The organism is Streptomyces sp. NBC_00663, assembly GCF_036226885.1.
Classification (GTDB): Bacteria; Actinomycetota; Actinomycetes; order Streptomycetales; family Streptomycetaceae; genus Streptomyces.
The window spans coordinates 9148190-9162922 of sequence record NZ_CP109027.1 but is presented as its reverse complement, the minus strand read 5'-3'; the positions used below and the strand labels follow the sequence as shown (position 1 = coordinate 9162922).

The 14733-nt window shown below is 69.7% G+C and carries 11 protein-coding genes; 2 read left to right on the top strand and 9 right to left on the bottom strand.

The window, feature by feature from the left end; translation table 11 throughout:
* Window positions 1–7: 7 nt before the first annotated feature.
* The 4 genes from OG866_RS41685 to OG866_RS41670 form a co-directional block, all read right to left on the bottom strand.
* Window positions 8–3037 carry a family 78 glycoside hydrolase catalytic domain gene (locus OG866_RS41685; RefSeq protein ID WP_329344536.1) on the bottom strand — a complete coding sequence of 1010 codons (3030 nt, stop codon included), beginning with the start codon at window positions 3035–3037 and terminating at the stop codon, window positions 8–10.
* Window positions 3038–3173: 136 nt separating this feature from the next.
* Complete coding sequence (locus tag OG866_RS41680; protein ID WP_329342942.1) at window positions 3174–4439, bottom strand: ABC transporter substrate-binding protein; 1266 nt, start codon at window positions 4437–4439, stop codon at window positions 3174–3176.
* 43 nt (window positions 4440–4482) lie between these two features.
* On the bottom strand, window positions 4483–5304 hold the full coding sequence (locus OG866_RS41675) for a carbohydrate ABC transporter permease (RefSeq protein ID WP_329342940.1): 822 nt from the start codon (window positions 5302–5304) through the stop codon (window positions 4483–4485).
* Window positions 5301–6248 carry a carbohydrate ABC transporter permease gene (locus OG866_RS41670; RefSeq protein ID WP_329342939.1) on the bottom strand — a complete coding sequence of 316 codons (948 nt, stop codon included), beginning with the start codon at window positions 6246–6248 and terminating at the stop codon, window positions 5301–5303. Before OG866_RS41670 ends, OG866_RS41675 begins: the two co-directional genes overlap by 4 nt.
* A gap of 334 nt (window positions 6249–6582) precedes the next feature.
* Between OG866_RS41670 and OG866_RS41665 the strand changes: the two genes are divergently transcribed.
* Together OG866_RS41665 and OG866_RS41660 are read left to right on the top strand one after the other, a co-directional pair.
* A complete protein-coding gene (locus tag OG866_RS41665) occupies window positions 6583–7623 on the top strand; it encodes a LacI family DNA-binding transcriptional regulator (RefSeq protein WP_329342938.1) in 1041 nt (346 codons plus the stop codon).
* Window positions 7624–7903: 280 nt separating this feature from the next.
* The gene (locus tag OG866_RS41660; protein ID WP_329342937.1) at window positions 7904–9766 is read left to right on the top strand and encodes a rhamnogalacturonan lyase family protein; all 1863 of its coding nucleotides are present in this window, start codon (window positions 7904–7906) and stop codon (window positions 9764–9766) included.
* A 71-nt stretch (window positions 9767–9837) separates the two neighbouring features.
* On the opposite strand, the gene OG866_RS41655 is transcribed toward OG866_RS41660, so the two are convergent.
* From OG866_RS41655 to OG866_RS41635, 5 genes are all read right to left on the bottom strand, one after another.
* Window positions 9838–10752, bottom strand: coding sequence for a PfkB family carbohydrate kinase (locus tag OG866_RS41655; protein ID WP_329342935.1), 915 nt, complete (start codon window positions 10750–10752; stop codon window positions 9838–9840).
* A gap of 104 nt (window positions 10753–10856) precedes the next feature.
* Window positions 10857–11942 (bottom strand): DUF4037 domain-containing protein, encoded by a 1086-nt coding sequence (locus OG866_RS41650; RefSeq protein ID WP_329342934.1) that lies wholly within the window; start codon window positions 11940–11942, stop codon window positions 10857–10859.
* A gap of 94 nt (window positions 11943–12036) precedes the next feature.
* On the bottom strand, window positions 12037–13131 hold the full coding sequence (locus tag OG866_RS41645; protein ID WP_329342933.1) for an SPFH domain-containing protein: 1095 nt from the start codon (window positions 13129–13131) through the stop codon (window positions 12037–12039).
* Between the two features lie 29 nt (window positions 13132–13160).
* Window positions 13161–13598, bottom strand: a complete 438-nt coding sequence (locus tag OG866_RS41640; RefSeq protein ID WP_329342931.1) for an NfeD family protein — start codon at window positions 13596–13598, stop codon at window positions 13161–13163.
* 286 nt (window positions 13599–13884) lie between these two features.
* The gene (locus OG866_RS41635; protein WP_329342929.1) at window positions 13885–14667 is read right to left on the bottom strand and encodes a VOC family protein; all 783 of its coding nucleotides are present in this window, start codon (window positions 14665–14667) and stop codon (window positions 13885–13887) included.
* Between the last annotated feature and the right edge of the window lie 66 nt (window positions 14668–14733).

The following is a 14733-nucleotide window of genomic DNA, read 5'->3' as shown; positions in this document are numbered from 1 at the left end:
GCGATGGTCAGCGAAGCCTGCTGGTGAGGCGGTACGAGCCCGAGGGCAGCCGGTACGAGGCCACACCGTCGGCATGTCCGAGGAAACGCACCCCGGTGACCTGGGCCAGCGGCGTCCGTGCCTCGCGGACGGCGTCGGCGGAGGCGGCCGGAAGGCGCAGGGTGGCCTCGCTGTTGGCGGGCACCTGGACGTCGTACGAGAGGGCCGCGCCTCCCTCGTCGAGCGTCCACTCGCTCTTGATCCGGCCGTAGGGCGACTCGTACGCCGCCGAGACCTGGGTGATCCGCCCCGTGGGGTCGAGGTGGGGCTGGAGGACGAAGTGCTTGAAGCCGGGGTGGTCGGGATCGCGGGCGATGCCGGCCATGTAGGCGTACATCCACTCCATGACGGCGCCGTAGGCGTAGTGGTTGAAGGAGTTCATGCTGACCGGGCCGAAGCCGTCGTCCCTGGAGTAGGAGTTCCAGCGCTCCCAGACCGTGGTGGCGCCGTTCCGTACCGAGTACAGCCAGGACGGCATCGCGTCCTGGTGGAGGAGCTGGTACGCCAGGTCGGTGCGGCCCTCGTCGCTGAGGACCGGGGCGAGGATGTTGACGCCGAGGAAGCCCACGGACAGTGTGTTCTCGGCGTACTTGACCCGGCTGCTGTCCGGGTGGGCCGCCTTGTAGGCCGCGTCGTTGCCGATGTTGTCCGCCAAGTGGCCGACGAGGGACCGGCGTTGGGCCTCGGTGTCGTAGAAGCCGAGTTTGAGCACCCACAGCAGGGCGGACTGGGTGTTGTCCTCCGTCCTCTGGTCCGGGTCGGCGCCCGGTTCGATCGGGGAGGCTTCGCCGAGGCTGGACCTGACGGTGGCCGTGCCGTCCTCCGTGCTGAGGTACTTGGCGATGAAGGCCCGCTTGATGGCCGCGAAGAGCTCCTCGTAGGCGGCCGCCTCCGTCGGGCGGTCGATGGCGCGGGCCATCCGGGCCATCAGGTGGGCGGTGTAGCCGTAGTAGACGTCGCTCATCAGCTGGGCGCTGGTCTGCTGCGGAGCGAGCCAGTCGCCGGTGAGGGAGCCCTGGCCGGCGTAGGTGTCGCCGGTCTGCTGCCGGATCCAGTCGAGGTAGCGGGTCATCGCGGGCCAGGTGCGCTCGATGACCTGAGGATCGCCCGTCATCTGCCACAGGGTCCAGGGCAGCACGACTCCGCAGTCGGCCCAACCGCTGCCGCCGCCGGGCCAGTTGTAGCGTCCGCCGGGGGCGACTCCGGTGAACTGGGCCTTGTCCATGCCGTAGAGCGTCGCGGAGTCGACGACCGTGTCCTGGAAATGGGCGAGGAAGGGGGCGGCGTCCGCGTTGTAGAGACCGGTGGTGGCGAAGACCTGGGTGTCGCCGGTCCAGCCGAGGCGCTCGTCGCGCTGGGGGCAGTCGGTGGGCACCCACAGATAGTTGCCGCGCTGGCCCCAACGGATGTTGCTGATCAGTTGGTTGGTGTCCGGGTCGTCGGTGCTGACCGTCCCCGTCTCGTGCACCGCGGAGGTGGCGACCTTGCCTGTCAGACGGGTGATCGTGACCGTCTCGGTCGCGGTGACGGACGCGTAGCGGAAGCCGTAGAAGGTGAGCGAGTCCTGGTGGGTCTCGCCGCCCCGGTCGCCCTTGAGGACGTAGGTGCTGGTGGCCTTGGCGCTGCGGAGGTTGGCCCGGTAGACGGAGCCCTCGGGGCCGTCCGCACCGGCGCTGTCATCGTTGAGCATCTCCCCGAACCGGAAGGCGACTTGGGCACCGGCGGGGCCGCGCACGCTGTAGCGGGGTACGCCGACCATGTTCTGGCCCAGGTCGAAGACCGCGGTGTCGCCCGCGCCGATCACGACAGGGGCGGAGGCCGCCCTGAGCGGGTCGGTCACCGTCCGGTCGGGATCGACGACCACGCGGCCCCGGCCCTCACCGGTCACGCCCGTGTACACGGTGATCGACTGTGGGCGGCGGTCCCACCGGTCCATCAGCCGGGCGGACTCGGCCGGGTAGGCGAGGAGTTGGGCGTCCGGGTACTTGGTCGTATAGGGGACGCGTTCGGTGTCGGACCATGCGGAGTCGTCGTAGCCGGAGGACGTCCAGCCCGGCAGTTCCTCGCGGGCGTCGTAGGTCTCGCCGTCGTAGATGTCGTCGGCGCGCCAGGGGCCGGTGTCGGTGGCCTTCCAGGTGCCATCCGGCCGGGTGACGACGGACTCGGTGGTGCCGTCGGCGTAGCGGATCAGCAGTTTGGCCTTCAGGGCGAGGGCGTTGCCGTTCTCGGACCAGTACGTACTGCCCTCGGATATGCGGCCGTTGTACCAGCCGTTGCCGAGGACGGCCGCCAGGGTGACGACGGGTTCCCGGGCGACGAGGTGGGTGACGTCGTAGGTGAGGTAGTTGGCGCGGACGTCGTAGTTCGTCCAGCCGGACGGCAGCAGTTCGAGGGTGGTGCCGCCGTCCTGGGGGACAGTCACCCGGTGTCCGCTGACGTAGGCGTCGTAGACGCCGAGGGCGGAGACGTACAGCCGCGCCGCACGGACCCGGCCCTTGAGGCGGGCCTGCGTGCGCAGCATCGGAGCGCCGGGCGAGTGGGGCCTCTTGCCCTTCATCCCGATCCACTCGGCGTCGTCCCAGCCGGTGACGCCGTCGGTGCTCATCAGGCCCGTCTCGAACCAGGCCACGGGGCCGCTGCCGGTCCAACGGCCCTCGGAGTCCCAGACGTTGACGGTCCAGTGGTAGCGGGTGGCGGCCCGCAACGGCTTCCCCTGGTAGCGCACGGCCACCGAGTCGGCGGACGGGACGCGCCCGCTGCTCCAGACGTCGGCGCGGTCACCGGACAGCTTGCCCGGCGAGCTCGCCACGAGGATCTCGTAGGCGCCCTGGCTCCGCCCGCGTCCGGCGGACCGCATGCGCCAGCCGAAGCGGGGGTGTGCGGCGTCCGTGCCGAGCGGGTCGGTGCGGTGTTCCACGGTCAGTCCGTACACTTCGCCGCCCTCCACGGGGCGCCACGGCGCGGCCCCGGCGGGCGTCGCGCCCGTCGTGCCGGCCATCAGCGGCACCGCGCCCGCGGTCGCCGCGAGCACGGTGCGCCGGCCGGGTCCCGTCGGTCCTTCGGCATCGCCACTCCTTCGGTTCTCAGGTGCTTCATCGGTCACTCCGTCGTCCCTTCGGGCGCAGGTCCGGCGGTCAGGAGCCGGCCTGGTAGTCGGTGTCCATGTCCTTGAGGAGCTGTTCCGGCGTGCTCTGGCCGCTGAAGATCTCCTGGAGGCCGCTGAGCATGGTCTGCTGCACCTTGGCGTTGGGCCAGAGCTGGTCCATGAACGGCACGGTCCGGTTGCCGGTGATGAACGTCGACAGCTCGGTGAGCGAGGCGTCGGCCTCGTAGCCCGTGTCCGGCAGGGAGGGCAGGCCGCCCTGCTTCTTGTCGAACAGGTTCATGCCCTGGGGTGACATCACGAACTGCACGAACTTCAGGGCCAGTTCGGGGTTCTTCGCCTTGGCGTTGACGCCGTATCCGGCGCCGGCCGCGGCCGGGATGAGGGTCTGGGACGGAGTGTCGGTCGCCGGGAGCGCCTTGAGCGTGAACGTGCCCTCGGGGTTCTTGCCCTTGAGCAGGGCGATGACCCAGTTGCCCTGGACGATGCCGAGGGTCTTGCCGGTGGCGGCGAGCTGCTGGCTGGCCTCGTAGTTGGTGCCCAGCGGGTTCTTCTGGAAGCAGCCGGTCTTCTCCATCGTCAGGTACTTGTCCAGGGCCGTTGCCCACTGCGACTTCGCGAAGGTGGCCCGGCCCGTCTGCATCTTCTGGTCGAAGTTCCGGTCGGGGCCGTAGACGGTGGTGGCGACCAGCGCGTACAGCACCAGTTGGGTCACCCAGTTGTCCTGGTTGCCCAGCGCGAAGGCGGGGGTTCCCTCGGCCTTGGCGTCGCGGCAGAAGGCGAGCAGTTTCGTCCAGGTGTCCGGCGGGGTGAGGCCGGCTTTTCGCAGGGCCTGTTCGTTGTAGACCGCGCCGATGCCGTTCTGGCCGAAGATCGCGTTGTACGTCTTGCCCTCGTACTGGGCGACGGACTTGATCGCCGCCGGCATCTTCGCGGCCCACGGCTGGTCGGAGAGGTCGCGCAGATAGCCGGGCTTGGCGAGGACGTGGGTGGCGCTGGGATTGCCGTTGCCGGGCCACACCGACATCACGTCGGGTGCGGTGCCCGAGGCGAGTTGGGTGCGGATCTGCTGCTGGTACTGGTCGGCGCCGCTGGTGGTGTAGCGGACCTTGACGCCCGGATTGGCCTTCTCGAACGCCTTGACGACGTCCTCGATCGAGCCCTGGTCGACCGAGGCCAGCGTCAGGGTCTTGGAACCGCCGCCCCCGGACGCGGACTTGGTGCCGCCGCTGCATGCGGCCAGCAGGGCGGTGGCCGTTGCCGTGGCGACGAGGGCCGTGAGCATGCGTGTCTTCATGGTGTCTCCCTTGCGGAGCGGAAGGCGGGGTGATGGCGAGGCGTCATCCCCGCAGCCCTCCGGCAAAGCCGTTGATGATGCTGCGTTGCAGGAGGAAGTAGATGAGCAGGACCGGCAGGATGCTGATCACCAGGGCGGCGAAGATGAGGTTCCAGTCGGTGACGTACTGGCCGACGAAACCGGCGATCGCGACGGGCATGGTCTGCTGGGCGCTGCCGCTGAGATACAGCAGCGGGGTGAAGAAGTCGTTCCAGATGGAGACCGTGTTGAGCACCAGCGCGGTCACGGTGATGGGCTTGAGCGTGGGCAGGACGACGTACCAAAAGCCCTGGAGCGGGGAGCAGCCGTCGATCAGGGCCGCGTCCTCGAAGTCACGGGGCAGGGCGCGCAGGAATCCCGCGTACAGGAAGACGGTGAACGGGACCTGGAGGCCGGAGTAGAAGAGCACCAGGGCCCATGGGGTGCCGAGGAGGCCCAGGTCGCGCATGGTCTGGTACAGCGGGAGGGAGGCGAGCTGGAAGGGCAGTACCAGGCCGAGGAGGACCAGCAGGTAGGTGCCTCGCGACCAGCGGGCCGTGATGCGGGCCAGCGGGTAGGCGGCCAGGGAGGAGACGGCCAGCACGATCACGACGCTGCACGCCGTCACCAGCAGGCTGTTAGCCAACGCCCCGCCGAGGGCGCCCTGTTGCCAGGCGGTGGTGAAGTTGTCCAGGGTCGGCGAGCTGGTCGGGCTGATGGGGGACGAGGTGTCCGAGGCCGGTCTCACCGCGAGGTTGACCAGGACGTAGACCGGGAAGCCGACGGTCAGCGCGATGGCGATCATCGACAGTTCGAGGGCGAGGGTGCGGGGGCGGTAGCGGTTCACGAGGCGGCCCTCTCGCTGCGGGACAGCATGGCGTACTGACCGGTGGAGGCGATGGCGACGACGATCGTCAGGACCACGGCGAGGGCGATGCTGTAGCCGAACTCGCCGAGCGTGAAGGCGTCCTTGTAGATGAGCGTGGACAGGGTGTCGGTCGCGTGCCCGGGGCCGCCGCCGGTCAACGCGTAGACCTGGTCGAAGAGTTTGAGCCCGCCGATGCTCGACAGCAGCAGGTTGATCGTGAAGGCCGGGGCGAGCAGCGGCCGGGTCACCGACCAGAAGCGCCGCACGGGGCCGGCGCCGTCGAGTGACGCGGCCTCGTGGATCTCCGGGGGCACCGACTGAAGTCCGGCCAGGAAGATGACCATCGAATAGCCCGCGTACTGCCAGACGATCACCGCGACGATCGTCCACAGGGCCAGGTCCGGGCTGCCCAGCCAGTCCTGCTGCCGGCCGTCGAGCCCTACGGCACCCAAGAGGCTGTTGACCGCGCCGTCCGGGCCTAGCAGGTTCCGCCACAGGTAGGCGGTCACGATCGGGGTGACCACCGCGGGCGCGAACAGCAGGACCCTGAGCAGATTGCGGGACCTGATGGCCGAGTTGACGCCGAGGGCCAGCAGCAGGCCCACCGCGTTCTGCGCGACCGTGATGGACACGGCGATGAGCAGGGTGTGCCAGATGGCCTGGACCGCGTCGGCGTCCCGGGTCATGTCGGCGAAGTTGTCCAGGCCGACGAAGGTGAAGTCGGGGTCCAGGCCGTCCCAGTCGGTGAACGCGTAGTACAGCCCGCGGGCGCTGGGGACGAGGACGACGAAGGCGAACAGCAGCAGGGCCGGTGCCATGAACCACCAGGGCGGTGTGGTGCGCGCGCGGCGGACCGGGGCGCCCGGGGCGGGGTCCGGGGAGTGGTCTCGGTCCGGGAGTTGGGCGTTCGGGGCGAGGGTCACGGGCGGACCTGCCTCCTTGAAACGATTCAAAGCCTGCCCGTTGCGGGCTGGAGCGGCTCGGCGGAGTGCGGGCACCCGCCGGGAATGTTGTGTTGTGGGCTGCGGACGACAGTCGGAACGCGCACTGGCTGGAGGCTGACGGGTAACGTTTCCCATCGGGTGGTGCCAGACCCTAGAGAGCCCCTCGCATGACGTCAAGATGCCGTGCATGCTGCACGATTGTTACGGCGCCGGGCCCAGTCGGCCGATCGCGCCCCGGTGATCGCACTTACCCGGGGAGGACTTTCTCCGTACACTTTCCGCCAACGTTGCCCACGGCACCGAAGGAACCCGCATGGAGCCGCCCAAGCCCGCACGTCGCGTGACGATCGTCGACGTGGCCCGTCATGCGCGGGTGTCCACCACCGCGGTGTCCAAAGTGCTGCGCAACGCCTACGGAGCGAGCCCCGAGATGCGGGCCAAGGTGCGGCGCGCCATCGACGAGCTCGGCTACCGGCCCCTGGCGGCCGCGCGAGGTCTGCGCGGACAGACCTACACGATCGGCGTGATGCTCCCGGACATCCGCAACCCCTTCTTCCCCGAGATCGTCGACGGCGTCACCGGCCGCCTCGCCGACACCGACTACCAGGTCTTCCTGGGACCCGGCGGCTGCAACGACGAGCAGAGCGAGGCACGCGTCACGGAGGCCATGATCGACCGGGGGATGGACGGCATCATCCTGATCGCTCCCGTCTCCTCGCGCGCCCGCCTGGAGCACGTCGCCTCCGCCGTGCCGACCGTCGTGGTCGGCCGGCACGGGCATTCCCCCGTCTACGACACCGTCACGGACGACGACATGGCGGGCGCGTCCCTGGTCGTCGACCACCTCGTCGGCCTCGGCCACCGCCGCATCGCCCATATCGAGCACCACGAGACCGACCCGACCCGCATCGCGGAGATGCCCAACGCCCAGCGCGCGGACGGCTACCGGCGCGCCATGCGGGCCCACGGTCTCGCCGACGAGATCGACATCGTCTCCACCACCTACACCCAACAGGGCGGATACGAAGGCGCCCGGCAGCTGCTCGCCCGAGGGCGACGGCCCACGGCCGTCTTCGCCGGCGCGGACATCGTCGCCATGGGCGCGCTCGAAGCCCTCGCCGAGGCCGGGCTGGCCGTTCCCGGCGACATCTCGGTCGCCGGCTACGACAACACGACGTTCGCCTCCTTCAGCCCCATCTCCCTGACCAGCGTCGACCAGGCGGGGCACGAGATCGGCGGCAACGCCGTGCGCCTGCTGCTGGAGCGGATCGCCGACCGCACCAAGACCTCCGTACAGATCAAGCTCTCCCCCACGCTGGTCGCCCGCCGGACCACCGCGGCCGTGAGCGGGTAGGGCGACGCCGACCGGGCGGAGCCTCCCCCGGGTGACCGGGCCGCCGCCTCACCCGTCGAGGGGTTCGTAGTCGAACATCCGGCCGGCTCCTCACCGCACTCGGCGGAGGCCATGGGGGCGAACGTCGTGCGTGTCCTCCCGGCGTGAGTAATGCAAACGTTTTCAGTGATAGAGACGCCAACATTGACATGCTCCTTGACGCCCTCACACACCGGTGCTTCCATCTCGACTGAAAGCGCTTAACCACCTCGGCACCCCCTTCCGCATCAAAGAGGTTGTCATGCATATGTCACTAACGACTCGCGGGCGCGCCGCCACCGCCGCCGCGTTACTCGCCCTCGCCTCCCTCTGGGCCGTCGGCCCCACCGACCCCGCGTCCGCCGACACGACCGCGCAGTCCGCGCAATCCGCGCAATCCGCGCGGGTGATGGAGAACCTCGGTCGCGGGGTCGTCGCGGTGCGCAACAGCTCCACCCAAGTGCTCGTCTCCTGGCGGTTGTTGGGCCTGGACCCGGAGGGCATCGGGTTCAACGTGTACCGCTCCACCGCGGGCGGCGCGTACACCAGGCTCAACGCCACCGCGCTGACAGCGGGCACCAACTACACCGACGCGAGCGCCGACTTGACCAAGTCCAACAGCTACCGCGTGACCCCGGTCGTCGGCGGCCAGGAGCAAACCCCCAGCGGAGCCTTCACGTTGACGGCCAACCACGCCACCGAACCCGTGGTCCGCGTGCCGTTGCGCTCCGGCGGCCCGGTGAAGTTCGCCTGGGTCGGCGACCTCGACGGTGACGGCGCGTACGACTACGTGATCGACCGCCAGACCTCTCCCCAGACGCTGGAGGCGTACCGAAGTGACGGGACCTTCCTCTGGCAGGTGAACCTGGGGCCCAACAGCCAGAACCAGGACAACATCGAGCCGGGGTCGTCGACCGTCGACGTCGGCAACTGGGACGGCGTCACGGTCTATGACTTCGACAGCGACGGCGACGCCGAGGTCGCCCTGAAAATCGCCGACGGGGTGACCTTCGGCGACGGGGCCACCTGGACGCACGCCGACGACTCACGGCAGTGGATGGCGGTCCTCGACGGCCGCACCGGCGCGCTCAGCCGGTACTCGTCGATCCCGACGACCTATCTGTCCGACGGCCCGCTCGCCGCCCGCCTCGGCGTGGCCTACCTCAACGGCACCACCCCCAGCCTGGTCGCCTTCATGAAGAACCGGCAGGACGGCGGGGCGTTCAACCTGATGATCGGCGCCTGGAAGTACGACGGCGGCTCCCTGGACCGCCAGTGGACCTGGCAGCGCGGCACCCAGGACGCACCCGACGGGCACAACACCCGCGCCATCGACGTCAACGGCGACGGCACCGACGAGATCGCCGAGATCGGGTTCGTCCTCAACGGCGACGGCACCCTGCGCTACTCGATGGGTCCCAAGGGCATCGTCCACGGCGACCGCTTCCACATCGCCGACATGGACCCGAGCCGCCCCGGCCTGGAGGGTTACGGCGTCCAGCAGGACAACCCGAGCGGACTGCTGGAGTACTACTACGACGCCTCCACCGGCGCCCTGATCTGGCAGCACTACGGCGGCCCCGCCGACGTCGGACGCGGCATGGCCGCCGACATCGACTCCCGCTACCCGGGCATGGAGGTCTGGTCGTTCTCCGGCCTGTACAACGCGCGCACCAACGCCCTCACCGAACCCGACACGGCCAAGCGCCCCTGGCCGCAGCTGGGCCTGTGGTGGGACGGCGACCTCACCGCGGAACTGCTCAACGACGGCAAGATCGAGAAGTGGAACCCGCTGAACCCGACGTCGACCGGCAGCCTGCCGCGACTGGTGAGCACCTGGAACTACGGTGCCGTCGACGCCTCCCAGGGCATCAACCCCCTCTTCGTGGGCGACATCCTCGGCGACTGGCGCGAGGAGGCGATGTACACCAACGCCACCTACGACGAGCTGATCATCTTCACCACGAACCAGCCCACGAGCACCCGGCTCTACACCCTCGCGCACAACCCGGCCTACCGGAACGCCATGACCTTCAAGGGCTACATGCAGTCCCACCACGTCGACTACTTCCTCGGATCCGGCATGTCCACCCCGCCCCGCCCCAACATCACCTACGCCCCGTGACAGCTGCTCCGCTCCTCGGCCAGGCTCCGGGTGCGCGTGTTCCATGACGTGAGCGCGGGCATCCGGAACCCTCATGTCGACGACGAGGTCCCGGACGGCGAAGGCCCCTCCCGCATCCACTCCCGTGTGCCGAACGACGTGCACGCCCGTGAGGCCCACCCCGCCGCCTCACGCAGCGCCCCGGCGAATCCTCGCGTGGTCAACTCCCCCTGTGCCGCGAGCCGGTGAGCGAGAGTTCCGTGCAGCACGTCACCCGCGCCCAGCGTGTCCACGACCCGCACCTCCGGCACCTCCACCGTGCCGCCGCCGCGCGGCCCCTCCCACACGAGGGGCCGCCCGCCCCGGCTCACCGCCGTCCAGGCCACCCCGCGTTCCCGCAGGAACCGCAGGACGTCCTCGGGACACGCGGTGCCGGGCGGGTGGAAGGCGTCCGAGCAGACGGCCACGTCGATCGAGGCCAGCAGCTGCTCCGTGCCCGCTTTCCAACTACCGCCGTCAAGCACGGTCAGGCGTCCGGCGGCACGTGCGGCGCTCGCGACGGCCACCGCCAGCTCCATGTGATGTCCGTCGAACTCGACGACGTCGTACCCCGCCACCAGCGCCGCCAGGTCATCGGGCACCGCGATCCGGCGTCCCGCCGCGTTGGTCGACGCGACGGCCCGCTCACCGCTGGCCGCGGTCACCAGGATCGAGGACACGGCGGGCGGCGCGTCCGAGCCGGCCGACAGATCCCGCACCACCACACCTTGCCCTCGCAGCTCCGCCGCGGCCACGACGCCCAGCGGGTGACCGCCGATCGAGGTGAGCAGCGTGGCCGCACCACCGAGGTGCGCGAAGGCCACGGCCGCGTTGGCCGCCGGGCCGCCCGCGGCCACCGTCTGCCGAAGCGCCGTCACCTTCTCGTCCGCGCCCGGCACCTGGTCGACGAGCTGCACGACGTCGAACGTACACAGGCCGACGAACAGTCCCTCGGGGCGTCTTGGCACGTCAGTCGACCGTCCAGATGTGTGGGGAGCCGCTCGTTGTACGCGTCGTTCCACGCGGCACCATACCCAGGGCGAGCGGACCGACGGCGCCAGTACCCCCACGGTCACCGTGTCGCGATGAACGCGCGTGTCCGCTCCGGATCGGTGAGGACCTCGGTGCTGTCGACGAACTGGTCGACGGAGCCGGTCGACGGCAGGTCGCGAACGGCCGGATCCGTGATGCGGGTTCTCAGCGCCGCGCTGAACCGTTCGGCGTGCAGGACCCGGAACGGCCTGCTGTGGTACGGGCGCGTGGCCGGGTCGACGGGCTCGGTGAGGCCGAGTCGGTTGTGCAGGGCCGCGATGGCCTCGTAGGCGCGGGCGAGGTGTTCCTCGCGAGTGTGCCAGTCGGTCGCCGCGAGCGTCGCCGTGAGGTGCGGGGTGAGCGACGGCGCCTCGGGGATACCGGCGAACGCGCTGCCGAGCCATTTGCTGTACGGCGGATAGCGGCGGTTCATCAGCAGGCACAGCCGCATCAGATCGCGTACCAGGCGGGCCGCCACGACGGCGGAACCGAGTTCGTCGCCCACTTCGCCGCAGCGCCCGACGAAGGCCTCTTCCTGGGAGACCCGCTGCCACTGACAGGCGAGCACGTGGAGCCAGAGATCGCGGGGGTACCAGGCGAGGCGGGCGCGTGCCGGGGCGAGTTGGCCGAGCCCGTCGTGGAAGACGGCGCCCGCGGTGACCTCGGCGAGACGTTGGGTGGGTGCGGCCAGCCAGTCGGCCAGGCTTACCCGCTCGCCCGGGTCGAAGCCCAGTTGCTCGGTGAACCAGGCGGCCGGGGCGACGACGTCGACGCGGTGATGGACCGGTCCGTCGGTCACCTGCATGACTCCGATGCCTGGCTCGCCCGTGGACGCGAAGTGCGTCGGACAGCCGTAGAAGGTCTTCGGCAGCCTCTCGGCGAGCACGGTCCTGATCCTTGCGGCACTGCGCTCGACGTCCCTCGGGTGCAGGAAGATCTGCACCCGAGGACCCCACTCGTGGTCAGCGGACCGGGAGGTGTCGAACCCCAGGACCTCCGAACCACTGCCCAGGCGAGCGCCCGAGTGTGCGATCCCCGGCGCGGCCTCATCCAACAGAGGCCGCACCGCCTCGACATAGAAACGACGGGACAGCTCCAGCCCGGGCAGGAAAGACGGTGTGGTCATGCCGGGCAGAGTGCCGGACGGGGGCGGGAGCGGTCGAAGACTTTTTCGCGGGGCTTCGCGCTCCGCTGCTGGATGGGCTCCTCCCCTCATATGCCTACGCCCGACGCGACACCTGCGTCGACTGCGCGGCCTCCGCCTCCGCCTTGGCGTCACTCACCGCCGCGGCGGCCTGCTTCTCGGCCTCGTCGGCAGCCGCGGCGGCGTCGAGCAGAACCGTCGAACCCGCCTCGAGTGCGGGGCTTCGGGCCTCGTCCGATGTCTCCCCGGCGCCGCCGGAGGCCGCCGTCTCAGGTTGCGCGGCGGGAACCGGAGCCGCCGTCGACTCGTCACCGAAGGCACGGGTGACGGTCCGGACCGCCTCGGTCAGCTCTCCCGGGATCACCCAGAACGTGTTGTTGTCGCTGCTCGCCAAGTGCGGCAGTGTCTCCAGGTACTTGTAGGCCAGGACCTTCGGATCGGCGTTGTTACGGTGGACAGCCTGGAAGACGAGCTCCACCGCCTTCGCCTCGCCGTCCGCCCGCAGGATCATGGCCTGTTGGGCGCCCTGCGCCTCCAGGATGTCCTTCTGTTTCGTGCCCTCCGCGGTGAGGATCTTGGCCTGCCGCTCCCCTTCGGCGTGCAGGATGGCCGCGCGCTTGTCACGCTCGGCCCTCATCTGCTTCTCCATCGCCTCCTTGATGGTGTGCGGTGGATCGATGGCCTTGATCTCCACGCGGTTGACCCGGATGCCCCACTTGCCGGTGGCGTCGTCGAGGACGGCCCGGAGCCGGGAGTTGATCTCCTCACGCGAGGTGAGCGTCTCCTCCAGGTCCATGCTGCCGATGACGTTCCGCAGCGTGGTCACGGTGAGCTGATCGATGGCCTGCAAGTAGTCGGCGACCTCGTAGGCCGCCGCCCGCGGATCCGTGATCTGGTAGTAGAGCACCGTGTCGATGTTCACCACGAGGTTGTCCTCGGTGATCACCGGTCGGGGGTCGGACGAATAGACCTGCTCCCGCACGTCGAGTTTGGTGTTGATGCGGTCCGCGACCGGCAGCACCAGGTTGAGACCCGGTTGCAGCGTGCGGCGGTATCGTCCGAACCGCTCGATGTTGTAGCGGCGCGCCTGCGGAACGATGCGCACCGTGGAGGCGACAAGGAAGACGATGACGATGGCCGCCACGACAATGGCGATGACAACTGGTTCCACAGTGCCTCCATAGCTGTGCGATCAGCCGCTCAGGGAAGAAGCTCGCGGGGATAGACGATGGCGGTGGCGCCCTGGATCTCCATGACGTCCACCAGGGCACCCACCGGGATCACATGGCTCTCGTCGAGGGCCCGGGCGGTCCACTCCTCGCCGCCGAGTTTGACCAGGCCGCGGGTCGCGGTGACCTCCTGCACGACCTCGGCACGTCTGCCGATCAGCGCGTCGCTGCCGTCGCGCATCAGCGGTGGCTCCGCCATGTACCGCAGTGCGACAGGACGGGCGATGAGCAGGCCCGCCGCCGCGGTCACGCCGAGCGCAACGATTTGTCCGAGGGTCCCGACGCCCACACCGGCGACCACGGCGGCGACCAACGCCGCGCCCGCGAACAGGCCGAGGACCAATGTCAGGGTGAAGAACTCCGCGACGCCCAGCGCCGCGCCAAGGAGCAGCCATACGAACCATGGCATCCCATCGCCCTCCTTCGCGGGCATCCTCCACCAAGCTACCTCCCAGAACCCCGGGCGGGACGAGCCCTGCGCCCGCCGTTCTTCGTTCCATGACGGCGGCGGGGCCCGCCGTGAGCCCCCTGTCTCCCGCACGTCGGCCCCGGAAGGGCCGGTCGACGTCCCTGATGACGATCAACATCGTCGTCAGGAGCGCGGTGATCGCATCCGCGCCTTCATCTCGGCCGGGATGTGCGCAACGCGGCGCGCCCTCCGGACGCGACTTCGGCTCGTCCGGAGAGCGCGGCTGTCATGCCTGGCGCGGATTCGGCTTCAGTACGGCGAACACCGCCTGGCCCGGGTCGGCCAGCCAGGCGATCCGCCCGACGTCCGGCACGTCCGTGGCCGACATCAGCACCGAACCGCCGTTCTCCCGCGCCTTCGTCTCGATGGCGTCGGCGTCGGCCACGGCGAAGTACGGGATCCAGCGCGTGTCCTCCCCGCCGTCCTGGAGTTGGGCCACACCGCCGAAGGAGCCCTCCTGCTGGTCGCCGTCCTTGATGCTGAGCACCCGGTACGTCATCCCGGGAGCCTGCATCTCCTGCGAACGCCAGCCGAACAGCCCCTGATAGAAGCGGATCGCCGCCTCCGGGTCGCCGACGTGCAGTTCCACCCACACAAGGGTGTTGTCCTCCGAAGCCGTCTCCAGGCCCTTCGTCCGCGCCGGCTGCCATGCGGCGAATTCCGCGCCCTGCGGGTCGGTGAACTGGCCCATCCAGCCCTCGCCCATGACGTCCACGGGCTCGGCACGCACCGTGCCGCCGCCTGCGAGCACATCGCGAGCGGTGGTCTGGATGTCGTCGCTCTGGAAGTACGTCGTCCAGGCCGACTTGGCGCCCTCCTCCATCAGCGGGCCGAGGGCGCCGACGATCTTCGCGCCCTTCTGGAAGAACCCGTACCCGCCCGCCTCCGGCCCGGCGGAAATGAACCGCCACTCGAAGACGGCCCCGTAGAAGGCGGCGGCCGTGTCGATGTCAGGGCTGCCGAGGTCGATCCAGTTGGGTGATCCGGTGCGGAAGTCGGTGCCGAGCATGCGTTTCCTCCTGCGAAATCCGGTGTCAGGACTCCGCAACGATGCCGCCCTCCGCTACGGGGCTCA

What these genes read in the sequence shown, in the direction of transcription:
- OG866_RS41685 (WP_329344536.1), bottom strand. Translation starts at nt 3,037, where the DNA reads ATGGCCGGCACGACGGGCGCGACGCCCGCCGGGGCCGCGCCGTGGCGC.
- OG866_RS41680 (WP_329342942.1), bottom strand. Translation starts at nt 4,439, where the DNA reads ATGAAGACACGCATGCTCACGGCCCTCGTCGCCACGGCAACGGCCACC.
- OG866_RS41665 (WP_329342938.1), top strand. Translation starts at nt 6,583, where the DNA reads ATGGAGCCGCCCAAGCCCGCACGTCGCGTGACGATCGTCGACGTGGCC.
- OG866_RS41660 (WP_329342937.1), top strand. Translation starts at nt 7,904, where the DNA reads ATGCATATGTCACTAACGACTCGCGGGCGCGCCGCCACCGCCGCCGCG.
- OG866_RS41650 (WP_329342934.1), bottom strand. Translation starts at nt 11,942, where the DNA reads ATGACCACACCGTCTTTCCTGCCCGGGCTGGAGCTGTCCCGTCGTTTC.
- OG866_RS41640 (WP_329342931.1), bottom strand. Translation starts at nt 13,598, where the DNA reads ATGCCATGGTTCGTATGGCTGCTCCTTGGCGCGGCGCTGGGCGTCGCG.
- OG866_RS41635 (WP_329342929.1), bottom strand. Translation starts at nt 14,667, where the DNA reads ATGCTCGGCACCGACTTCCGCACCGGATCACCCAACTGGATCGACCTC.